We start from the raw sequence: 20856 nt of genomic DNA, 5'->3' as shown, positions 1-20856 counted from the left end.
CTGACAACGGCCGTGGGGCTGGTAGAAGTCCCGGACCTGCGAGGTTCGACGCGTCCGTACACTGCGCGGCTCTGGCTGCGTGCCAACGGCGACGCGGCAATCGTGCGGGCACCCCGCCCGGGTCCGGGCGGGGTGGCGACGGGGGTAGCGCGGCCCTACCGGGCGAGCACCCGCGGTCCCCGCGGGGCGGCCGGGACATCCGGTGCCATCCGGATGGGGAACCGGCGGTGCAGGTTCTCGATCAATGCATCGAGGGTTTCGCGTTCCTCTTCTTCAATGCGTGCCGTGTGCCGGAAGACGGATGCCGTCTCCTCGTCATTCTTGGCTTCGGCCAGCGCGATTGCCTTGTAATAACCCTCGATCCGCTGTTCGATCAGTCGGCGGTTCTGGATGAGCAGCCGCAGAAAGTAGTCGGCCTGGCGTTGATCCGCGGTGTCCGCGGCGGCCGGGCGATCCAATGCAGTGGAGGGCCGGTTCGCGGTCAGCCGTGCGGGCGGGGGACTCGTCGGGCGAACGTGCCCCAAGGGGGGACGGACCACGGCGCTCGGCGGCGGAAAACCGCGCCGGTCCCGGGTACCACTCGGCATGTGCGTTGCAGTCGCAACCGAACGTGTATCCCGTTCGTCGGACAAACCAGCGAAGTCCATTGAGTCTCTCTCAGCCGACGGTTCTGGAGTAAGCGGGCTAACGATAACTCCCGGAATGTGGCCAACGCCATACGATTCGAGGAGTTGCGTATGTCGCATTTTCTCACACTACATACACTTTCGTCCCCTTCTGCCGCGTTGTACCCAGGTCAGCCGCTGAGAGTTTCTGTCTATCAGCATGGAGCCTCCATCGGTGCCATCGCGGGCGGGCCGCGTGGCCTCGTGTCGAGGGCAATTCGGTTGAGCGCTGGCCGGATTGGGCTGGCTCAGCCAGCCTGCTAACCGAATGTATAACGTGGATCACGGGTTTCGGCAATTTGATTCCGGCTGGAATGCCGCCTCGACACGTGCCAGATCGACCGTGCGGTGTAACGGTCCGTCGGGCCCGCGGCGAGACGGCGCGCGAATCCGTTCGCCGCGCGGGTCGCCGGCGGCGCCCGCTCGACGGGCACCCGGCCGACCGTCCAGGCACGGTCGTGCCTGTTAGCCCTGGCCTACGAGGCCCTCGCTACCATCTACAGATTCAGCGCGCGAAATCGCGGGAAATCCTGACCGCCACGAGACGAAGTCACACGACCAGGCACAAGGGGGCGCCGGTGGGCGAAGTGAGCGATACCGACGGTGACGACGCCGAGATCGGCCAATTCGACCCCGGGCTGACCCAACGCCTGATGGGCGTGCTGCGCCCCATCGTCAAGACGTACTTCCGCTCCGAGGTACACGGGCTGGAATCCTTTCCGCCCGGGGGCGCGCTGGTGGTGGGCAATCACTCCGGCGGCATGTTCCCCATGGACGTTCCCATCTTCAGCATCGACTTCTACGAAAAGTTCGGTTATGCCCGGCCGGTCTACACGCTCAGCCACGACATCTTGTTTCTCGGCGTGACCGGAAGCCTGTTCCGCCGGACCGGCTACATCCGCGCCACTCGGGACAACGCGGCCAAGGCGTTGCGGTCGGGCGGTGTGGTCGTCGTCTTCCCCGGTGGTGACTACGACGCCTACCGCCCGACGCTGGCCGAGAACGTCATCGACTTCAACGGCCGTAAGGGATACGTGAGCACGGCGATCGATGCCGGCGTGCCGATCGTTCCGGCGGTGTCCATCGGCGGGCAGGAAACCCAGCTCTACCTGACCCGGGGCACTTGGCTGGCCGAGCGGCTGGGCATCAAGCGACTGCTGCGTAGCGCGATCCTGCCGCTGTCGTTCGGCTTCCCGTTCGGGTTCAGCGCCGCGATCCCGCCCAACCTGCCGTTGCCCACCAAGATCGTCACGCAGGTGCTCGAGCCGATCCACCTCACCGAGCAGTTCGGCGAGCACCCGGACATCGACGAGGTCGACGAGCATGTGCGCTCGGTGATGCAAGAGGCCCTGACCGCACTGGCCGCCAAACGGCGCTTCCCGATTCTGGGTTGAGTGATGGCCTCGATACTGGAGCAACTTCGTGGTGTCGCCGGGGTGGTGGCGACGCTGCGCCGGGCCGGCATGGTCGCGCCGATGCGGCCCGACCGCTATCTGAAAATGGCCGCGGCGATGCGCCGCGAAGGCATGGGCATGACGGTGGGATTCGCCGGCGCGGCGCAGCGCTGCCCCGATCGTCCCGCCCTGATCGACGAGCTCGGCACGCTGACCTGGCGAGAGCTCGACGCGCGGATCAACGCGTTGAGCGCGGCGCTGCAGAGCCTGCCGTCGGGCCAGCCGAGGGTCATCGGGATCATGTGCCGCAACCACCGCGGTTTCGTCGAGGCATTGGTCGCCGCCAACCGGATCGGTTCCGACGTGGTGCTGCTGAACACCTCGTTCGCCGGGCCGGCGATGGCCGAGGTGCTCAATCGCGAAGGTGTCGACGCCGCGATCTACGACGAGGAGTTCGCCGCGACGGTGGATCGCGCACTGGCCGACAAGCCCGATGCCGTCCGCATCGTGGCCTGGAACCAGGACTGTCGAGAGCGCACGGTCGAGAAGCTGATCGGCGAGCATGCCGGTGAGCAGCCGCGGCGGACCGGTCGCAAGGGCAAGATGATCCTGCTGACGTCGGGCACCACCGGAAGTCCCAAGGGCGCCAAGCAATCCGGCGGGGGCGCCGGCATCGGCACACTCAAGGCGATTCTGGACCGGACCCCGTGGCGCGCGGAGGAGACGATCGTGATCGTGGCGCCGATGTTTCACGCGTGGGGCTTCTCGCAGCTGATCTTCGCCGCGTCGATGGCCTGCACGATCGTCACCCGGCGCAAGTTCGATCCGGAGGCCACCCTCGACCTCATCGACCGCCACCAAGCGACCGGCTTGGCGGTGGTTCCGGTGATGTTCGACCGAATCACGGAACTGCCCGAGCACGTGCGCAACCGCTACAGCTGTCGCTCCCTGCGCTTCGCCGCGGCCTCAGGGTCGCGGATGCGCCCCGACGTCGTCACCGCGTTCATGGACCAGTTCGGCGACGTCATCTACAACAACTACAACGCGACCGAGGCGGGCATGATCGCCACCGCTACGCCCGCAGACCTGCGCGCCGCGCCCGACACGGCCGGCAGACCGGCGGGGGGAACCGAAATCCGGATATTAGACCCGGAATTCAACGAGGTGCCGGCCGGGGAGGTCGGCACCATCTACGTACGCAACGACACCCAATTCGACGGGTACACCTCGGGCGCCCGCAAGGATTTCCACGACGGCTTCATGTCCTCGGGTGACGTCGGCTATCTCGACGCCAACGAACGGCTTTTCGTAGTCGGCCGCGACGACGAGATGATCGTCTCCGGCGGAGAGAACATCTATCCGATCGAGGTGGAAAACACCCTTGCCGGGCACCCCGAGGTCGCCGAGGCCGCGGTGATCGGCGTGCCCGACGAACAGTACGGCCAGCGGCTGGCGGCGTTCGTGGTGCTCACCCCCGCGGCTACCGCGACCGTCGAGACACTCCGCCAGCACATCCGCGACAACTTAGCCAATTACAAAGTGCCACGCGAGATTTCGATCGTCGACGAGCTTCCCCGCGGCAGCACCGGCAAAATCCTGCGCAACGAACTGCAATCCCGGGTGGGCGGCTGATGCGCCGACCCAAGCCCAGGCCGCTGCTGCGCGCCGCCGCGGAATTCCTCAACGCCGCCAACGGTTTACGCCCCCTGGCGCGCAAGGGCTACCGCACCGTTCTGGTGTTCGCGTTCGGCTGGCCGACCTCGGAAGTTCCCGGCGTGTACTTCTCCGTTTCGGCGCTCGACGTGCTGCGCCGCGCCCGGCGCGGCGACTTCGCCGGGCGCCGCGGCAAGGCGGCGCTGACGCTGACCGCCGCGTCGTGGCTGATCCTCGCGGTGATCCGCTATCGCGGCGTCACCACGCCGGGACCGGTACTCGAGGCGGGGTTGCGCGAACAACTGGGGCCCGATTACGCCGAGGCCCTGGCCGATCTGCCAGCCACCACACCGCGGCGGCGCGGCCGGCGCAACCTGCCGCTGGGCAACACCGTGGCCCGGCGCCGTTACGTGGCCAAAACCAACGTCGTCAGCTACGGGCCGCACCGCGCCAACCGCGCCGACATCTGGCGTCGCCGCGACCTGCCCCGCGATGGCAAGGCGCCCGTGTTGGTGCAGATCCCGGGCGGCGCCTGGGTGATCGGGATGCGCCGGCCGCAGGCCTACCCGCTGATGAGTCATCTCGCGGCCCGCGGCTGGATCTGCGTGTCCATCGGCTATCGGGTCTCGCCGGTGCACACCTGGCCCGATCACATCGTCGACGTGAAGCGGGCGCTGGCCTGGGTCAAGCAGAACATCGCGCAGTACGGCGGTGATCCGGACTTCGTCGCCATCACCGGCGGATCGGCCGGGGGGCACTTGTCCTCGCTGGCCGCGCTGACCCCGAACGACCCCGCCTTCCAGCCGGGCTTCGAAGACGCCGACACCTCCGTGGTCGCCGCCGTCCCCGTGTACGGCCGCTACGACTGGTTTTCCACCGAGGGCGACGGTCGCCGCGAGTTCGTCGAATTGCTCGAAAAGTTCGTCGTCAAACGGGAATTCGCGACCGACCGCGACGTCTACGTCGATGCCTCACCGATCCGGCGGCTGCGGGCCGACGCGCCGCCGTTCTTCGTGCTGCACGGCCACGACGATTCGCTCATCCCGGTCGGCGAGGCCCGCGAGTTCGTCGAAGAACTGCGTGCGGTGTCCAAGTCGCCCGTCGCGTATGCCGAACTACCCAGCGCCCAGCATGCATTCGACATTTTCAGCTCCCCGCGGGCGCATCGGTCGGCCGAGGCGGTGGCGCGGTTTTTGTCCTGGGTGTACGCGACCAGCTACCTGCGCCGCGACTGACGACTCAGCCTTCGGCCGCGGCCTTTTCCAGCTCGACCAGCGCAGGTTCGACGGCCTTGGCCATATCTTCGATGTCGTTGGCGACCTCGGGTGTCGTCACGAAACCGAAGTCCAGGAACTCGGTGTAGGAGAAGCAGGTGATGTTCAGGGCCACGTCCATCACCGGAGGCCCAAGCGGCACAAGCGATTCCACTTTGGCACCGGCCATGTACAGCGGCATGGCCGGCCCGGGAACGTTGGACACGACCATGTTGATCGGGGCCAGGTTCCGCGACAGACCGGTGGCCGTGTAGGCCCGGGCAGCCAGCTGCAACAGCCCCGGCGGCGTCGTCTCGGTCAGACCCATGATCTGATGCGCCGACAGCGCCTTGGCCATTTCCTTTGCGCTCTGCGTACTTTCGTAGATCGCCAGCAGTCGCTCGGCGGGGTCCTCGATGTCGGTGGCCAGCGAGGCCGTCATCGAGCTGATCTGGTTGCCGACGTCGGACTGCGAGCCGTCGGTGCGGGTCGACACGGGGATCTGCGCGATCAGCGGCTTGGCCGGCAGTTCGCCCCTCTTGTGCAGATACTCCCGGGCCGCCCCGGCGACCAAAGCCAGCACCACATCGTTGAGCTTGACCCCGAATGCGTCCTTGACGGCCTTGGCGCGGGCCAACTCCACGCGGGTGCCGGTGATCCGGCGATGCGGTGAGACCGGGGCGTTGAACCGGGTCTTGGGCGCCTCGAAATAGCGCGGCGGCCTGCTGCGGACGCCCAGCGCGGCGACCTGCTGGCGCAGCGTCTGCTCCACCAGCCGTGCGACGCGGAACGGCGTCATCACCCCGACGTTGATCAGCGCCCCGATCGCCCGCCGCTGCAGGCCGGGCAGCTTGAGACCCACCAGCGAGCCGACCGTCTCCCGCTGCGCCGGCCGGGGCTCGGGCGTGACGTCCAGCAGGATTTCGCCCAGCCCGGCGCCCGAGACGCCGTCGACGATGGCGTGGTGCATTTTGGTCAGAGTGGCGACGCGGCCGCCCTTGACGCCCTCGATCACCCACAGCTCCCACAGCGGTCGGGACCGGTCCAGCTTGCAGGACATCAACCGGCCGACGAGCTCGTCGACCTCGCGCCGCCCGCCCGGGGCGGGGACGCCGATGCGACGAATGTGGAAGTCGACGTCGAGGTCCTCGTCCTCGACGAACCAGGGCCGATCCAGCCCGAGTGGTGATCCGGTGACCCGCCAGCGCAACTGCGGCAGTTCGGGCAGGCGCTCGATCAGCAGTTGGCGGAGCCGCGCAAAGCTGTACTCGGGCGCGTCGGAGGGGTCGCAGATCGCCAGCGCGCCCACGTGCATGTGCCAACCCGCGGTCTCGGCAGACCAAAACGCCGCGTCGACACTCGAAAGCCGCTTCATGCGACGACCGTAGCCCCCGTCAGCAAACCGCGTCGAGGGATTGCGACAATCCTCAGGCGTCTTCGAGCAAATCCGGCGTCACCGCGGATTCGGTGTCGGGAATGCCGTCGACCTTGGCCTTGCGGTCGGCCATCGACAGCAGACGCCGGATACGCCCCGCCACAGCGTCTTTCGTCATCGGCGGGTCGGCGAGCCGGCCCAGCTCCTCGAGCGAAGCCTGGCGGTGCTCGACGCGGAGCTTGCCGGCCGATGCCAGATGGTCGGGAACGCTGTCGCCCAGGATTTCCAGCGCCCGTTCCACCCGGGCGGCCGCGGCCACCGCGGCCCGGGCCGAGCGGCGCAGGTTGGCGTCGTCGAAGTTGGCCAGCCGGTTGGCGGTCGCCCGCACTTCGCGACGCATCCGGCGTTCCTCCCAGATGAGCCGGGTGTCCTGGGCGCCCATCCGGGTCAGCAGCGCACCGATCGCCTCGCCGTCGCGGACCACCACGCGGTCGGCGCCGCGCACCTCGCGGGCCTTGGCGCTCACCCCGAGCCGGCGTGCGGCACCGACCAGCGCCAGGGCCGCCTCGGGTCCGGGGCAGCTGACTTCCAGCGCGGAGGAGCGTCCCGGCTCGGTCAGCGACCCGTGCGCCAAAAAAGCCCCGCGCCAGGCGGCTTCGGCGTCGGCGATGCTGCCTCCGACGACCTGCGCCGGCAGGCCGCGCACCGGCCGCCCGCGCATGTCCAGCAACCCGGTCTGACGGGCCAGCGCCTCGCCGTCGTTGGCCACCCGCAGCACATAGCGGGTGCTTTTGCGAATACCGCTGGCCGACAACACATGCACGACGGCGTTGTAGCCGTACAGGTCGAAAATGTCCTTGCGCAGCCGGCGCGCGATGTTGCCCAGGTCCACCTCGGCCTCGACGACCACGCGGCCGCCCACGATGTGCAGGCCTCCAGCGAACCGCAGCAGGGAGGTGACCTCCGCTCGGCGCGCACTGACCGACTTCACTACCAGACGGCTCAGCTCGTCCTTGACTTCGGTCGTCATCGCCACGCGTCGTCACCCCTTGGTCCGCTGCCGGCCGGTCCGTTCACGGCCGTCGGTGAAGTCTCACCGTCGACCCGAATCTCGGCGGTGGCCTTCGCCGAAGGCGCTGCCGGACCCGCGCGGCCCGTGCGGACCCCGTCCAGGGCCGCCGCGAGCTTGCCCGGGTCATGTAAAGGTGTACCAGGTCGGGCCACGTCGGCGAAGTGGACCTCGGCCCTGAGCAGGGTCGCGGTGCGGCGCAGTTGGTCGCGCTCACGCTCGCTGGGCACCCGATCGGCGTCGATGATGATGTCGTGCACGGTGAACCCGGGCGCATGCTGGACCAGCACGTGCAGGTGCCGTTCCACCGAGAACCCCGCCGTCTCCCCCGGCTCGGCGACCAGGTTGAGCACCAGCGCCCGGCGCGCCGCGGTGGCCCGCAGCGCCGCGGCCAACTCGGGGACCAGCACGTGCGGGATCACGCTGGTGAACCACGAGCCGGGCCCCAGCACCACCAGGTCCGCGGCCATGATCGCGTCGACGGCCTGCCGGGTCGCCGGCGGATCCGGCGGCAGCAGCCGCACCCGGCGCACCTTGCCCGGCGTGGTCGCGATGGCGACCTGGCCGCGGATGGACCGGAAGATCCGGGGATCGGCCTCCAGCCCGGACACGTCGGCCTCGATCTGCAACGCGATGGGGCACATCGGCAGCACCCGCCCCTTGACGCCGAGGATGCGGCCCAGCTCGTCGAGGGCGGCGACCGGGTCGGCCAGCACCTCGGACAGGCCGGCCAGCAGCAGGTTGCCGATCGGATGCCCGGCCAGCGCCCCGCTGCCACCGAATCGGTGCTGCAGGATGGTTGCCCACAACTGACCGTAAGGGCTATCAGATGCCAACGCCGCCAACGCCATCCGCAGATCACCGGGCGGCACCACATCCAGTTCGCTGCGCAGCCGGCCCGACGAACCGCCGTCGTCGGCGACGGTCACCACCGCGGTCACGTAGGGGGTCAGCCGGCGAGCGGCCGACAGCGTCGCGTACAAGCCGTGTCCCCCGCCGAGTGCGACGATGCCCTCGCTGTGTGGTGGGCTCATTCGCGGCCCAGATCCCGGTGCAGCACCCGCACCGACAGTCGGGCCTCGGTTTGCTGGGCCTGCAGCCGGCGCATCAGCGCCTCCGCGATCGCCACGCTGCGGTGTTTGCCGCCGGTGCAGCCGATCGCGATCGTCATGTAGCGCTTGCCCTCCCTGCGATAGCCCTCGACAACAAGGGCCAGCAACCGATGGTAAGCGTCGAGGAATTCCGCCGCGCCGGGTTGCCTGAGCACGTAATCGGCGACCGCCGGGTCTTGCCCGGTGAGCGGGCGCAACTCGTCGACCCAGTGCGGGTTCGGCAGGAAGCGCACGTCCATCACCATGTCGGCGTCCATCGGCAGCCCGTACTTGAAGCCGAACGACTCGACCGTGACGCTGGTGGACAGATCCGTGTCGCCACCGAACGCCCGCTCGATGCTTTCCCGCAGGCCCCGCACCGACAGCGTGGACGTGTCGATGATCAGGTCGGCGGTGGCGCGCACCGGCGCCAGCATCCGGCGTTCGGCGGCGATGCCCTCGGCCAGCGTCTGTCGGCCCTGCAGCGGGTGGCTGCGCCGGTTCTGTTCGTAGCGGCGGACCAACATGTCGTCGGAGGCTTCCATGAACACCACGCGCGGGTTGATGTTGCGGGTGGCCAGTTCGTTGCGCACCTCGTCGAGATCGCCGGTGAAGCCGCGGGACCGGACGTCCATGACCACGGCGAGTTGGGTGATCCGCGACCCGGCGGCCAGTCCGAAATCCACCATCCGGGTGATGAGTTGGGGCGGCAGGTTGTCGGCGACATACCAGCCGAGGTCCTCGAGCACCTTGGCCGCCGTCCCGCGTCCGGCCCCCGACAACCCGGTGACCAGGACGACGTCGATCCCCGCCACCGGCCCCGGCCGCTGGTCGCTGTCCCCGACCCGGCTCGTCATGCCGGGGTTCCGGATTGTTGGGCGTGCCCGGGCGACTCGGGCTGTTCGGCCGGTTGGGGCCGCAGCGCCTCGAGGACGGCCGTGGCCGTTGCCACGCCGATACCCGGAACGGCGGTGATCTGGTCGACGGTGGCCTCCTTGAGGCGGGCTATCGATCCGAAGTGGGTGACCAGCGCCTTGCGGCGGTGTTCTCCCAATCCTGGCACCGCATCCAGCGCTGAGGCGGTCATTCGCTTGGATCGCTTGCTGCGATGGTAGGTGATCGCGAACCGGTGCGCCTCGTCACGCACGCGCTGCAGCAGGTATAGCCCCTCGCTGTTGCGCGGCAGGATGACGGGATCCGGCTCGGCGGGCACCCAGACCTCTTCCAGCCGTTTGGCCAGGCCGATCACCGCGACGTCGGTGATGCCCAGCTCCTCGAGTACGGCGCTGGCCGCGTTGACTTGCGGCGCCCCGCCGTCGACGACGTACAGATTGGGCGGGTAGGCGAACCGGCGTGATTTGCCTTCCGGGGAAAGCATATTGGGGTCGTTCTGCTCACTGAGGTGGCGCGCGAAGCGGCGGCGGGTCACCTCGGCGATGGAGGCGACATCGTCGGAGCGGCCCTGCCCGGCGGCTTCCTTGATCCCGAAGTGCCGATAGTCCGACTTGCGCGGCAGACCGTCCTCGAAGACCACCAGCGATCCCACCACATCGGTGCCCTGCACGTGGCTGATGTCCACGCACTCGATCCGCAGCGGCGCCTCGGCCAGCCCGAGCGCGTCCTGAATGTTCTGCAGCGCAGCGGATCTGGCGTTGAAGTCGCCGGCGCGTTTCAGCTTGTGTTGCTGCAGCGCCTCTTTCGCGTTGCGCTGTACGGTTTCGGCGAGCGCCCGCTTGTCACCGCGGCGCGGCACCCGCAACACGACCCGCGATCCGCGCAGACCGGACAGCCAGCTGGACAACTCGTCGGCGTTGGACGGCAGGCACGGCACCAGCACCTCGCGGGGCACCGGATTAGCCGCCTCGTCGGCCGCTCCACCTAGTTCGGCCTGGTCGCCGTAGAACTGCGTCAGGAACTGCTCGACCAGCTGCTCCTCACCGGAATCGCCTGCATCGGCCGACTTTTCGACGATCCAGCCGCGCTGGCCACGGACTCGGCCACCGCGGACGTGGAACACTTGCACCGCGGCCTCGAGTTCGTCGTCGGCAAAGGCCACCACGTCGGCGTCGGTGCCGTCGCCGAACACCACCGCTTGCTTTTCCATCGCCCGCTTCAGCGCGCCGATGTCGTCGCGAAGGCGCGCGGCCCGTTCGAAATCGAGCTCGTCGGACGCCGCACGCATCTGCTGCTCCAGGTCGCGGGCAAATCGATCGGTCTTTCCGGACAGGAAGTCGCAGAAATCGTCGACGATCTGGCGATGTTGCTCGGGGCTGACCCGGCCGATACACGGCGCCGAGCACTTGTCGATGTAGCCGAGTAGACACGGCCGGTCGATCTGCTTGTGCCGCTTGAACACTCCCTGCGAGCAGGTCCGCGCGGGGAATACCCGGGTGAGCAGGTCCAAAGTTTCCCGGATCGCCCACGCGTGCGAGTAGGGACCGAAATACCGCACACCTTTGCGGCGCGGGCCTCGGTAGACCATCAGCCGGGGGAACTCCTCGTTGAGGGTGACGGCCAGCACCGGGTAGGACTTGTCGTCGCGGTAGCGGACGTTGAACCGCGGGTCGAACTCCTTGATCCAGTTGTATTCCAGCTGCAAGGCCTCGACTTCGGTGTTGACCACCGTCCACTCGACCTTGGCCGCTGTGGTCACCATCTGCCGGGTGCGCGGATGCAGATTCGCGACATCGGCGAAGTAGGACGTGAGCCGGCTGCGTAGGCTCTTGGCCTTTCCGACGTAGATCACCCGGCCGTGCGCATCCCGAAATCGGTAGACGCCGGGCTCGACCGGAATGGATCCAGGAGCGGGACGATACGTGGCGGGATCTGGCACGTATCCAGGCTAGTAGCCGGAAAACCGGCGCCGGCGAACCGGGATCGCGTGGCGGAAATCGGCCGCTTTTCACTCCGCGCGAACGCGTCGCACCGTTTGGGAGGCGTCGGTTCGGGCTAAGCCGTGTTAGCTGTGGCGCTAGAGTGGGTGCAACAGCTGGAGGGAGCTTTCACATGAACAAACGACCGTTGGCCGGGCTGGCCGTGGGGGTTGGTTGTTTGGCGTTGTCGTTGAGCGTCGGTACCGGGGTAGCGTCGGCAACCCCCGACGTCGGCCCGATGGTGAACACCACCTGCACCTACGACCAGGCGATGCGCGCCGTGCACGCGGAAAATCCGATGGCCGCGCAGTACCTCGACCAGTCGCCGCCCAACCTGCAATTCCTGCGGACGTTCATGGCCTCGACGCCGGATGAGCGGCTGAATCTGCTGAAGGCGATTCAGAACAACCCGGGCGCCGACCAGGCCTTCCCGATATTTCGCCAGATGATGATCAGCTGCAAGAACTACTGAGCACGCTTCAGGTAGTTCGGCTGTCGAGTTGGGCGCGCCGCTTGGCGGCCCACTCGCTCATCGGGAACCCGCTTTTGGCGTCGCACACCGAGGCCAGCAAGACCGTCCGCGCCAGCACCACCAGCCCGTAGTCGCACGTCCAGTCCGGACGGGTCATCGTCCACACCAGCACACCGTCGGAGGCGATGGTGAAGTGGCTCAGGCGCATCGGTTGGAAGTCGCCCTGCGGGCTGTGGCCCACGGCGTCGCCGCGGCATTTCGACACCACGCCAAAGCTCTTCCACACCACATCGTGCGGGTTGAGCTTCTTGTCGTAATTGTCGATGGATTCCGCGTACAGGGCGGGCCCGGCGACCTGGTAGGACGACTCGGCGTGATCGGCGGCGCGGGGCGGCGGCAGCGGCGACCCTTTGAACAACAGTGCCGCCGCGCACTCCGGTGGTGTGACACTGGTGAAGTACGTGGCGCCGACCGGCATGGCCGTGGCCGGGCCGAGCGGCGTGGTGTCCCCATTCTGCAGCAGCAAATCCCGCGCCGGAATCGGGGCGAAGACCGGCGAAGCGGATCTGAGGTTTCCGGGCGGGGATTGCCCGGGCGCGCGGACGGCCCGGCCACTCACCGATGTCGTACATCCGCACAGCGCCGCCAGGACCAAGACCGATGCCGCCATCCCCCGCAAATGCCGTGCCATCGGGCGATCCTACGACACTGCCGTCGCGCGCGGCGTCAGCGCGATTCCAGGTCGGGGCGATAGCGGGCAAACAGCGACCGGACGGTGTCCATCGCGGCCACGGCGCGGTCCTTGTCGACGGCCTGAATCGCCATCACCGGAATGTACTCGTCGTCGGGCAGGTCGATGTGCGCCCAGCGACTGCCGGCGGGAAACGATACGCCGACGATCTCCGACCAAGGGATCAGTTTGTCCCCCAACAGGTTTCGAACCGAAAGGCCAGGCTTGCCGACGCGCAGCCGCGGGCGGGCGAACAACAGCACCACCCCAGCGATGACCAGGCCCAGGACGGCGATCGCCACCTGATCCGCCGTTTGGAAGACCACCCCGCTGGAGCTGATCTTGAGCACCACCCCGACGGCGATGTGCGCCCCCGCAATCAGAAGTGCTGCCCCGTAGGCGAATATCGGCGTCCAATGCGGACGCAATTCGGCATCCCAGTCCGCACCGGCCGACGGCCGGCTCACGACCGGGCGCGCAGGTCACGCAGGGCCAGCGCGGCGGTCAGCGCGGCGCCGGCGGCCTGCGCGCCCTTGTCTTCCGCGGACGTCGGAAGCCCCGCTCGATCCAGTGCCTGCTCTTCGGTGTTGGTCGTCAGCACACCATTGGCGACCGGCGTCGAGGCGTCCAGCGAAACCCGGGTCAAACCCTGCGTCACCGCGTCACACACATACTCGAAATGCGGTGTCCCACCACGGATTACGACCCCCAAAGCGATGACGGCGTCGTGATTGCGGGCGAGCTCCTGGGCTACCACCGGGATCTCGATCGCGCCGTGCACCCGCACCACGGTGGGGTTGTCGATCCCCGACCGCGCGACCACCCGCTGGGCACCGGCCAGCAGCGCGTCACAGATCGTGCTGTGCCAGGTGCTGGCGACGATGCCGAGCCGCAAACCGGACGCGTCGAGATGCCCCAGGTCGGGTATGCCGGTGCCACTCATCTTGCGCCGCGTCTCCTCATCACTTGTCGTTCTGCATCGTCGCGGCGCGTCATCTTGCGCCGCTTCTCCTCATCACTTGTCGTTCTGCATCGTCGCGGCGCGACATCTTGCGCCGCTTCTCCTCATCACTTGCCGTTCTGCATCGTCGCGGCGCGACACAATCACAAAGCGCCACCGAATTCGCCTGGCAAATGGACAGATTCGTGAAAATCATCCAGGCCGGCCAGATCGTGCCCCATCCTATCCCGCTTGGTCATCAGGTAACGGATGTTCTCCGCATTGGCGCGCACCGGCAGGGACACGCGCTCGATGATGTGCAGCCCGTAGCCGTCCAACCCCACCCGCTTGGCGGGATTGTTGGTCAGCAGCCGCATCGAGCGCACACCCAGGTCCACCAGAATCTGGGCGCCGATCCCGTAATCCCTTGCGTCGGCAGGTAATCCGAGCTTGAGGTTGGCATCCACCGTGTCCGCGCCGGCATCTTGCAGCTGGTAGGCCTGCAGCTTGTGCATCAAGCCGATCCCGCGGCCCTCGTGGCCGCGCATGTAGAGCACCACGCCGCGACCCTCGCGGGCGACCATCGCCATTGCCGCATCGAGCTGCGGTCCGCAATCGCATCGCCGTGAGCCGAACACGTCTCCGGTCAGGCATTCGGAGTGCACCCGCACCAGCACGTCGTCACCTTCGCCGTTCGGTCCGGCGATGTCGCCGCGAACCAGCGCGACGTGTTCGACGTCTTCGTAAATGCTCGCGTAGCCGATAGCCCGGAATTCGCCGTGCCGGGTCGGGATCCGCGCTTCGGCGATGCGCTCGATGTGCTTTTCGTGCTTGCGCCGCCATTCGATGATGTCGGCGATGGTGATCAACGCGAGGTCGTGCTCGTCGGCGAACACCCGCAGCTCGTCGGTCTGAGCCATCGCGCCCTCGTCCTTTTGGCTGACGATCTCGCAGATCGCGCCCGCGGGCTGCAGGCCGGCCATCCTGGCCAGGTCGACGGCGGCCTCGGTGTGACCGGGGCGGCGCAGCACCCCGCCGTCTTTGGCGCGCAACGGGACCACGTGGCCGGGCCGGGTGAAGTCAGTGGCGATGCTGGCCGGATCGGCCAACAGCCGCATCGTGGTGGCGCGATCGGAGGCCGAGATCCCGGTGCCCACGCCGAGCCGCGCGTCCACGGTGACCGTGTAAGCGGTCCCGTGCTTGTCCTGGTTGAGCGCGTACATGGGCAGCAGGCCGAGCCGGTCGCAGATCGCGCCGTCGAGGGGAACGCAGAGGTAGCCGGAGGTGTAGCGCACCATGAAGGCCACCATCTCCGGCGTCGCCTTCTCGGCGGCGAAGATGAGATCGCCCTCGTTCTCTCGTTCCTCGTCATCGATGACGACCACGGCCTTTCCGGCCGCAATGTCGGCAACAGCCCTCTCGACGGAGTCCAACCTCGTCATCTGCGCTGCCTTGCTGTCGTACCGTGCAACACGCGAAGCCCGCGTATTGCATCAAGTATGAACCACGCGGGGCGCGGTGTTATTGCCGCGGCTTTCGGCACCACGTCGATGACGACGTCGCCGATTGGTGCGACGTTCATGGCAGCGCCCGTTGTCCGGGTCGATCCGGGTAGCGGCGGGGACTCTACCTGAGCCGATCGGGGGCTGATCGTGCGCCGCCACCAGGGCCTTTGATCATGGCGGAGGGGTTCGCCGCCGGCTCGGCGAGCGCTGCGCAGTTGTGACGAGTGTTACCAGCGAGTCTGAGTTCAGGCGGCCGTCCGGCGACGCGACGACGTTGACCCGAACGGGTGGTCGGAAATGCTCAGACGATGCGGCGCACCGGCATTGGGATGACTTGCCCGCCCGCGCAGTCGACCGCATAGTGGGCCAGCCAGCGGCCGACCGAACCGCCGGCCTCGATGTAGTGCGTCCACCGGCTGACGGCGGCGGCGACGGCGGGGTATGAGGAAAACCGCCCCAGCGATACGTCGCGGCCGTCCTCGCCGACCAACTCGTAACTGGTGTGATCCCGCACGCTGTGCTCGACGATCGTCAGCGTGGTGTCGTTGACTTCTTTGCTCCACACTGCCCGTGATTGCGCTTCAGCCTTCCGGCCGGCAAGTGTCGCCACCGCTTCGAATGCGAGGTCTTCATAGACAGCCTCGGCCAACCTTTCGACGGACATTTCTGCTGCTCCTTCGCTGAAATGGTGCGGCCGGCCTCTGGGATCGAGTATGGACCTGCGAAGGGCTGCGTGGGGATTTAGAACAGGCGTGTCGCCATGGTGTAGTGCGATTGTGACTATCGTTATGAAACTGTGATCTTGCGCGCGGTGGTCGCGGGGCGAGATTCGGGGCCGCTACCGCCAGCTAGCCGGCAGATCGATGATGTGATTCGGGCAAAAGTCCTGCGCCGCCAGGGAGATCACGTTGCGTGCGTCGGCGGCCGACATCTTTGCGCGCAGCACCATGAACGCGTACTCGGCGGGTTGATAGCCCGCGTCGTGACCCGCCGGATCGTCCATCAGCTGGCAGGCTTCCTTCTCTTCGGTGGCGTCGGCGGCCGCGATACCCACGAAAAGGAAGCCGGCCAGCGCCGCGATCCCCGTCAGGGCGCCGGCCACGAGCACCGCGGTGACCCTCATTGGCCCCGCGCGGTCATCAGCCGTTCGACATATTTGGCGATCACGTCGACTTCGAGGTTCACCCGGGTACCGACCGGGGCGTGCCCCAGCGTGGTCACTTCCCGAGTGGTCGGGATCAGGGAGACCTCGAACCAGTCCCGGGGTTCGGTGCCCAGGCCGGAGATCGTCAGCGAAATCCCGTCGACCGTGATCGACCCCTTCTCGACGACATAGCGGGCGATCGACGACGGAATCTCGATGCGCACCACCTCCCAGTGCTCCGACGGGGTACGGGACACCACGTGCCCGGTGCCGTCCACGTGCCCCTGCACGATGTGGCCGCCGAGCCGGCTGTTGACCGCGGCGGCACGCTCCAGGTTGACCCGCTTCCCGACGTCCAGCGCGCCCAAGTTGGACCGGTCCAGGGTTTCGGCCATCACGTCGGCGGTGAACTGGCCGTCGGCGAGTAGCTCGACGACCGTCAGGCACACCCCGTTGACGGCGATCGAATCGCCATGGCCGGCGTCGGCGGTGACGACGGGCCCGCGGATGGTCAGGCGCGCTGCATCGGTGAGGACATCCCGGCCGGTCACCTCTCCGAGTTCCTCGACAATTCCGGTGAACATTCCACCAGGCTAATTCGCCGGCGCTTTGCCTGGTGAGCGGCCACGATTACGCGACCCGAGGGCCGCCGCGAGGGGCCGGCGAGCCCTGGCGTTTCGGAGGCCGGTCAACAAGACCCTCTACGATGCACGGTATGCAGACACGCCGCCGACTTACGGCCGTCCTCGCTTCCCTGACCGTTGTCACCGCTTTGATCGCCGGTTGCTCGTCGGGTTCGAAGAACAGCGGCGGCCCCTTGCCCGACGCCACGGCTCTGGTCAAGCAATCCGCCGACACCACCAAGACCGTCAAGAGCGTGCATCTGGTGCTGTCGACCGAGGGCAAGATTCCCGGGCTGCCGATCAAGAAGCTGACCGGCGACCTGACCACCACGCCCAGCACCGCCGCCTCGGGCAACGCGCAGCTGTCGATGGCGGGTTCGGACATCGACGCCAACTTCGTCGTCTACGACTCGGTGCTGTACGCCACGCTGACGCCCAACAAGTGGAGCGACTTCGGCAAGGCGTCCGACGTCTACGACGTGTCCGTGCTGCTGAGCCCCGACAACGGCCTGGCCAATGTGTTGGCGAACTTCACCAACGCCAAGGCCGAGGACCGCGAGACGATCAACGGCCAGACCACGATCAAGATCAGCGGGAACGTCGCCCCGGACGCGGTGAACAAGATCATCCCGTCGCTCAACGCGACGCAGCCCCTGCCCGCCACGGTCTGGATTCAAGAGACCGGTGACCACCAGCTGGTCCAGGCCAACCTGCAGAAGAGCCAAGGCAATTCGGTTCAGGTGACGCTGTCTGACTGGGGCAAGCCGGTCACCGTCACCAAGCCCCCGGTGAGCTGATGAGCATGCGAGCAGGACGCGGAATCGCGATCAGCGCCGGCAGCCTCGCCGTGCTGCTGGGCGCCCTGGACGCTTATGTCGTCGTGACGATCATGCGCGACATCATGAGCGACGTTCACATCCCGATCAATCAGCTGCAGCGCATCACCTGGATCATCACGATGTACCTGCTGGGCTACATCGCCGCGATGCCGCTGCTGGGCCGGGCGTCCGACCGCTTCGGCCGCAAACTGGTGCTGCAGGTCAGCCTGGCGCTGTTCATCATCGGCTCGGTGATCACCGCGCTGGCCGGACATTGGGGCGACTTCCATCTGCTGATCGCCGGGCGCACCGTGCAGGGCATCGCCAGCGGGGCACTGCTGCCGGTGACGTTGGCGTTGGGCGCGGACTTGTGGGCGCAGCGCAACCGCGCCAGCGTGCTGGGTGGCATCGGTGCCGCCCAGGAGCTCGGCAGCGTGCTGGGTCCGTTGTACGGAATTTTCATCGTCTGGGTTTTCCACGAATGGCAGTACGTGTTCTGGATCAACGTTCCGCTGACGTTGATCGCCATGGTGGCGATCCAGTTCAGCCTGCCGTCACACCAGCAGGTCGACGAACCCGAACGGGTCGACGTCGTCGGCGGCGTGCTGCTGGCCATCGCTTTGGGGCTGGCGGTCATCGGGCTGTACAACCCGCAGCCCGACGGCAAGACGATCCTGCCGAGCTACGGACTGCCGCTGGTGATCGGTGCCGTCGTGGTGGGCGTGGTGTTCATCCTGTGGGAGCGCTTCGCCCGCACCCGGCTCATCGACCCCACCGGCGTGCACTTCCGGCCGTTTTTGTCTGCGCTGGGCGCCTCGGTGTGCGCGGGCGCGGCGCTGATGGTGACGCTGGTCAACGTCGAGCTGTTCGGTCAGGGCGTGCTGCAGATGGACCAGACGGCCGCGGCCGGGTTGCTGCTGTGGTTTTTGATCGCGCTGCCGATCGGGGCGGTGCTGGGCGGGTTCATCGCGACCCGCATCGGCGACCGCGCGATGACGTTCATCGGGCTGCTGATCGCGGCATACGGCTATTGGCTGATCCACTACTGGCGCATGGACGTGATGAGCCAGCATCACGACATTTTCGGCGTCAGCCTGCCCCTGGTCCACACCGATCTGCTGGTGGCGGGCCTGGGACTCGGCCTGGTGATCGGGCCGCTGACCTCGGCCGCCCTGCGGGTGGTTCCGTCGGCTCAGCATGGCATCGCGTCCGCGGCGGTGGTAGTGGCCCGGATGACGGGCATGCTGATCGGTGTTGCGGCGCTAAGTGCCTGGGGCTTGTACCGCTTCAACCAGATCATCGCGGGGCTGACGGCGAAGATCTCGCCGGATGCCACCCTGTTCGAGCGGGTCGCGGCCCAGGCCACGCTGTATCTGAAGGCGTTCGCCATGATGTACGGTGACATCTTCGCGGCCACCGTCGTGATCTGCGTGGTGGGCGCGCTGCTGGGCCTGCTGCTCGGCAGCCGCAAGCATCACGCCGAGGAACCCGCTTTGCCCGAGCAGGAGACCGTCGCGCTGGGCGAGCGATAGTCAGCCGCTCTGCGGCACCAGGCTCAGCAACAGATCCGGGCCGATCCGGTCGGCGCCGTCGAAGCGCCACCGCAGTGCCCGCGCGATCGTCGGCACGCCGACGTCGTCGACGGCGGTGACGGGCCCGCCCACCAGGATCGGTGCGACGTAGGTCAGGATCCGATCGATGGCGCCCTCCCGCAGGAACGCACTGGCCAGCGTCGGACCGCCCTCCAGCAGGATGTCGGTGCGGTCCGACAACGCCTTGAGCACCTCCATCGGGTCGCGGGTGCGGATCACCATGGTGCGCGAATCGTCGTTGAGAACCTTTGCCTCGGGCGGTATTTCACGGGTGCCGACCACTACGCGCAGTGGCTGCTTGTCCGCCAGGGATCCGTCGGGCAGTCGGGCGGTCAACGCGGGATCGTCGGTCAGCACGGTGCCGGTGCCGACGATAATCGCGTCGGCGGCGGCACGGCGGCGGTGCAGGTCGTGCCGGGAGGCCTCGCTGGAGATCCACTGGCTGGTGCCGTCGGCGGCGGCGCTGCGGCCGTCGAGGCTGCTGGCGTACTTCCAGGTGACGTGCGGCGAGCCGGTTCGTTGTTTGTGCAGCCATTCCCGCAACGGGCCGCCGGCGACGTCGTCGGCCAGCACGCCGGGCTGCACGGTCACCCCCGCCGCGGCGAGCCGGGCCGCGCCGCCGGCCGCGATCTCGTTCGGATCGGTGACGGCATAGACGACGGTCGCGACGCCGGCCGCGAGCAGCGCGTCCACACAGGGCGGCGTTTTGCCGTAGTGGTTGCACGGCTCGAGGGTGACCACCGCGGTCCCACCGGCCGCCAGGCTTCCCGCGCGGCGCAGCGCCAGCACCTCGGCGTGGTCTCCCCCGGCGGGCTCGGTGCCGCCGACGCCCACGACCTGGCCGCCGGCGTCGAGGATCACCGCCCCGACCGGCGGGTTCGGATAGGTGTGACCCTTGACCAAGTTGGACTGCTCGATCGCCAAACGCATTGCGGCGTCGAGACTTTCGACGGGTTGACCGCTCACCGGCGCAGGTGCGGCGACGCGGCGCGGGCCTGGCGCCGGAGTGCCTGCACCGCCGCCTCGGGGTTCTCGGCGCCGTAGACCGCGGAACCCGCGACGAAGCAGTCGACGCCGGCCTCGGCCGCCTGCTCGATGGTGTCCGCGTTGATGCCGCCGTCGATCTCGACCAGGATGGTCAACTCCCCGGCGTCGACCAGCTTGCGGGCGGTGCGGACCTTGCTGAGCACCTCCGGGATGAAACTCTGGCCGCCGAAGCCGGGCTCGACCGACATGATCAGCAGGGTGTCGAAGTGCGGCAGGATTTCCAGGTACGGCTCCAGCGGGGTGCCCGGCTTGACGCTGATGCCCGCCTTGGCGCCGGCAGCGCGGATGTCGCGGGCCACCCCGACCGGGTTGTCGGTTGCCTCGGCGTGGAACGTGACGTTGTAGGCGCCCGCCTCGGCGTAGGGCGGCGCCCAGCGGTCGGGGTTGTCGATCATCAAGTGGCAGTCCATCGGAATGCGCGTGGCGGCCAGCAGGGCCTGCACCACCGGCAGACCGATGGTCAGATTGGGCACGAAGTGCCCGTCCATGACGTCGACGTGCAGCCAATCGGCGCCCCGCACGGCGGCCGCCTCGTCGGCGAGCCGAGCGAAATCGGCGGCCAGGATCGACGGCGCTATCAGGGGTCCTCCGGTGCTGCCAGCCATGTGCGCC

At 67.9% G+C, this 20856-nt stretch carries 21 protein-coding genes; 6 read left to right on the top strand and 15 right to left on the bottom strand.

Annotated features, from left to right (window positions below; translation table 11 throughout):
• Positions 1-155 precede the first annotated feature (155 nt).
• Complete coding sequence (locus AWC25_RS27610; protein ID WP_069402132.1) at positions 156-458, bottom strand: hypothetical protein; 303 nt, start codon at positions 456-458, stop codon at positions 156-158.
• An 860-nt stretch (positions 459-1318) separates the two neighbouring features.
• On the opposite strand from AWC25_RS27610, the gene AWC25_RS24860 reads away from it, so the two are divergent.
• The 3 genes from AWC25_RS24860 to AWC25_RS24850 are packed head-to-tail and all read left to right on the top strand — an operon-like array spanning position 1319 to position 4947.
• The gene (locus tag AWC25_RS24860; RefSeq protein ID WP_276048939.1) at positions 1319-2059 is read left to right on the top strand and encodes a 1-acyl-sn-glycerol-3-phosphate acyltransferase; all 741 of its coding nucleotides are present in this window, start codon (positions 1319-1321) and stop codon (positions 2057-2059) included.
• Positions 2060-2062: 3 nt separating this feature from the next.
• A complete protein-coding gene (gene fadD12, locus AWC25_RS24855) occupies positions 2063-3691 on the top strand; it encodes an acyl-CoA ligase FadD12 (RefSeq protein WP_085168064.1) in 1629 nt (542 codons plus the stop codon).
• The gene (locus AWC25_RS24850; RefSeq protein WP_069402133.1) at positions 3691-4947 is read left to right on the top strand and encodes an alpha/beta hydrolase; all 1257 of its coding nucleotides are present in this window, start codon (positions 3691-3693) and stop codon (positions 4945-4947) included. The genes fadD12 and AWC25_RS24850 overlap by 1 nt, the downstream gene beginning before the upstream one ends.
• Before the next feature lie 4 nt (positions 4948-4951).
• Here the strand turns inward: AWC25_RS24850 and AWC25_RS24845 are convergent, their stop codons facing one another.
• The 5 genes from AWC25_RS24845 to uvrC are packed head-to-tail and all read right to left on the bottom strand — an operon-like array spanning position 4952 to position 11333.
• Complete coding sequence (locus AWC25_RS24845; protein ID WP_085168050.1) at positions 4952-6340, bottom strand: WS/DGAT/MGAT family O-acyltransferase; 1389 nt, start codon at positions 6338-6340, stop codon at positions 4952-4954.
• 52 nt (positions 6341-6392) lie between these two features.
• Positions 6393-7370, bottom strand: a complete 978-nt coding sequence (whiA, locus tag AWC25_RS24840; protein ID WP_069402178.1) for a DNA-binding protein WhiA — start codon at positions 7368-7370, stop codon at positions 6393-6395.
• Positions 7367-8443 carry a uridine diphosphate-N-acetylglucosamine-binding protein YvcK gene (gene yvcK, locus AWC25_RS24835; protein WP_069402135.1) on the bottom strand — a complete coding sequence of 359 codons (1077 nt, stop codon included), beginning with the start codon at positions 8441-8443 and terminating at the stop codon, positions 7367-7369. The genes whiA and yvcK overlap by 4 nt, the downstream gene beginning before the upstream one ends.
• Entirely contained in the window at positions 8440-9357 is a 918-nt protein-coding gene (gene rapZ, locus AWC25_RS24830; RefSeq protein ID WP_069402136.1) for an RNase adapter RapZ, read from the bottom strand. The genes yvcK and rapZ overlap by 4 nt, the downstream gene beginning before the upstream one ends.
• Positions 9354-11333 carry an excinuclease ABC subunit UvrC gene (uvrC, locus tag AWC25_RS24825; RefSeq protein WP_069402137.1) on the bottom strand — a complete coding sequence of 660 codons (1980 nt, stop codon included), beginning with the start codon at positions 11331-11333 and terminating at the stop codon, positions 9354-9356. Before uvrC ends, rapZ begins: the two co-directional genes overlap by 4 nt.
• 173 nt (positions 11334-11506) lie before the next feature.
• Between uvrC and AWC25_RS24820 the strand changes: the two genes are divergently transcribed.
• Positions 11507-11845, top strand: a complete 339-nt coding sequence (locus tag AWC25_RS24820; protein ID WP_069402138.1) for a hemophore-related protein — start codon at positions 11507-11509, stop codon at positions 11843-11845.
• Between the two features lie 7 nt (positions 11846-11852).
• Here AWC25_RS24820 and AWC25_RS24815 read toward each other — a convergent pair whose 3' ends face one another.
• The 7 genes from AWC25_RS24815 to AWC25_RS24785 form a co-directional block, all read right to left on the bottom strand.
• Entirely contained in the window at positions 11853-12536 is a 684-nt protein-coding gene (locus tag AWC25_RS24815) for a hypothetical protein (protein ID WP_069402139.1), read from the bottom strand.
• A gap of 35 nt (positions 12537-12571) precedes the next feature.
• Entirely contained in the window at positions 12572-13042 is a 471-nt protein-coding gene (locus AWC25_RS24810; protein ID WP_069402140.1) for a PH domain-containing protein, read from the bottom strand.
• A complete protein-coding gene (ribH, locus tag AWC25_RS24805) occupies positions 13039-13518 on the bottom strand; it encodes a 6,7-dimethyl-8-ribityllumazine synthase (RefSeq protein ID WP_085168048.1) in 480 nt (159 codons plus the stop codon). The genes AWC25_RS24810 and ribH overlap by 4 nt, the downstream gene beginning before the upstream one ends.
• A gap of 161 nt (positions 13519-13679) precedes the next feature.
• The gene (locus tag AWC25_RS24800; RefSeq protein WP_044511362.1) at positions 13680-14957 is read right to left on the bottom strand and encodes a bifunctional 3,4-dihydroxy-2-butanone-4-phosphate synthase/GTP cyclohydrolase II; all 1278 of its coding nucleotides are present in this window, start codon (positions 14955-14957) and stop codon (positions 13680-13682) included.
• 364 nt (positions 14958-15321) lie between these two features.
• On the bottom strand, positions 15322-15684 hold the full coding sequence (locus AWC25_RS24795) for a hypothetical protein (RefSeq protein ID WP_069402142.1): 363 nt from the start codon (positions 15682-15684) through the stop codon (positions 15322-15324).
• 174 nt (positions 15685-15858) lie between these two features.
• The gene (locus tag AWC25_RS24790; RefSeq protein WP_069402143.1) at positions 15859-16143 is read right to left on the bottom strand and encodes a hypothetical protein; all 285 of its coding nucleotides are present in this window, start codon (positions 16141-16143) and stop codon (positions 15859-15861) included.
• Positions 16140-16748, bottom strand: coding sequence for a riboflavin synthase (locus AWC25_RS24785; protein ID WP_085168046.1), 609 nt, complete (start codon positions 16746-16748; stop codon positions 16140-16142). Before AWC25_RS24785 ends, AWC25_RS24790 begins: the two co-directional genes overlap by 4 nt.
• Positions 16749-16879: 131 nt before the next feature.
• On the opposite strand from AWC25_RS24785, the gene AWC25_RS24780 reads away from it, so the two are divergent.
• Together AWC25_RS24780 and AWC25_RS24775 are read left to right on the top strand one after the other, a co-directional pair.
• Positions 16880-17584 carry an LppX_LprAFG lipoprotein gene (locus tag AWC25_RS24780; RefSeq protein WP_069402145.1) on the top strand — a complete coding sequence of 235 codons (705 nt, stop codon included), beginning with the start codon at positions 16880-16882 and terminating at the stop codon, positions 17582-17584.
• A gap of 5 nt (positions 17585-17589) precedes the next feature.
• Entirely contained in the window at positions 17590-19137 is a 1548-nt protein-coding gene (locus AWC25_RS24775) for an MFS transporter (protein ID WP_142279051.1), read from the top strand.
• Here the strand turns inward: AWC25_RS24775 and ribD are convergent, their stop codons facing one another.
• Together ribD and rpe are read right to left on the bottom strand one after the other, a co-directional pair.
• Entirely contained in the window at positions 19138-20127 is a 990-nt protein-coding gene (gene ribD / locus AWC25_RS24770) for a bifunctional diaminohydroxyphosphoribosylaminopyrimidine deaminase/5-amino-6-(5-phosphoribosylamino)uracil reductase RibD (protein WP_276048941.1), read from the bottom strand.
• Between the two features lie 32 nt (positions 20128-20159).
• On the bottom strand, positions 20160-20849 hold the full coding sequence (gene rpe, locus AWC25_RS24765; protein ID WP_069402148.1) for a ribulose-phosphate 3-epimerase: 690 nt from the start codon (positions 20847-20849) through the stop codon (positions 20160-20162).
• Positions 20850-20856 lie beyond the last annotated feature (7 nt).

The sequence above is a fragment of the Mycobacterium sherrisii genome (genome assembly GCF_002102355.1).
Lineage (GTDB): Bacteria > Actinomycetota > Actinomycetes > Mycobacteriales > Mycobacteriaceae > Mycobacterium > Mycobacterium sherrisii.
Note: the sequence above shows the minus strand (reverse complement) of the source record. Positions and strands in the feature narration are given on the sequence as shown.

What these genes read in the sequence shown, in the direction of transcription:
- AWC25_RS24860 (WP_276048939.1), top strand. Translation starts at nt 1,319, where the DNA reads ATGGGCGTGCTGCGCCCCATCGTCAAGACGTACTTCCGCTCCGAGGTA.
- fadD12 (WP_085168064.1), top strand. Translation starts at nt 2,063, where the DNA reads ATGGCCTCGATACTGGAGCAACTTCGTGGTGTCGCCGGGGTGGTGGCG.
- AWC25_RS24850 (WP_069402133.1), top strand. Translation starts at nt 3,691, where the DNA reads ATGCGCCGACCCAAGCCCAGGCCGCTGCTGCGCGCCGCCGCGGAATTC.
- AWC25_RS24845 (WP_085168050.1), bottom strand. Translation starts at nt 6,340, where the DNA reads ATGAAGCGGCTTTCGAGTGTCGACGCGGCGTTTTGGTCTGCCGAGACC.
- whiA (WP_069402178.1), bottom strand. Translation starts at nt 7,370, where the DNA reads ATGACGACCGAAGTCAAGGACGAGCTGAGCCGTCTGGTAGTGAAGTCG.
- yvcK (WP_069402135.1), bottom strand. Translation starts at nt 8,443, where the DNA reads ATGAGCCCACCACACAGCGAGGGCATCGTCGCACTCGGCGGGGGACAC.
- rapZ (WP_069402136.1), bottom strand. Translation starts at nt 9,357, where the DNA reads ATGACGAGCCGGGTCGGGGACAGCGACCAGCGGCCGGGGCCGGTGGCG.
- AWC25_RS24820 (WP_069402138.1), top strand. Translation starts at nt 11,507, where the DNA reads ATGAACAAACGACCGTTGGCCGGGCTGGCCGTGGGGGTTGGTTGTTTG.
- AWC25_RS24815 (WP_069402139.1), bottom strand. Translation starts at nt 12,536, where the DNA reads ATGGCACGGCATTTGCGGGGGATGGCGGCATCGGTCTTGGTCCTGGCG.
- ribH (WP_085168048.1), bottom strand. Translation starts at nt 13,518, where the DNA reads ATGAGTGGCACCGGCATACCCGACCTGGGGCATCTCGACGCGTCCGGT.
- AWC25_RS24800 (WP_044511362.1), bottom strand. Translation starts at nt 14,957, where the DNA reads ATGACGAGGTTGGACTCCGTCGAGAGGGCTGTTGCCGACATTGCGGCC.
- AWC25_RS24795 (WP_069402142.1), bottom strand. Translation starts at nt 15,684, where the DNA reads ATGTCCGTCGAAAGGTTGGCCGAGGCTGTCTATGAAGACCTCGCATTC.
- AWC25_RS24790 (WP_069402143.1), bottom strand. Translation starts at nt 16,143, where the DNA reads ATGAGGGTCACCGCGGTGCTCGTGGCCGGCGCCCTGACGGGGATCGCG.
- AWC25_RS24785 (WP_085168046.1), bottom strand. Translation starts at nt 16,748, where the DNA reads ATGTTCACCGGAATTGTCGAGGAACTCGGAGAGGTGACCGGCCGGGAT.
- AWC25_RS24780 (WP_069402145.1), top strand. Translation starts at nt 16,880, where the DNA reads ATGCAGACACGCCGCCGACTTACGGCCGTCCTCGCTTCCCTGACCGTT.
- AWC25_RS24775 (WP_142279051.1), top strand. Translation starts at nt 17,590, where the DNA reads ATGCGAGCAGGACGCGGAATCGCGATCAGCGCCGGCAGCCTCGCCGTG.
- ribD (WP_276048941.1), bottom strand. Translation starts at nt 20,127, where the DNA reads ATGCGTTTGGCGATCGAGCAGTCCAACTTGGTCAAGGGTCACACCTAT.
- rpe (WP_069402148.1), bottom strand. Translation starts at nt 20,849, where the DNA reads ATGGCTGGCAGCACCGGAGGACCCCTGATAGCGCCGTCGATCCTGGCC.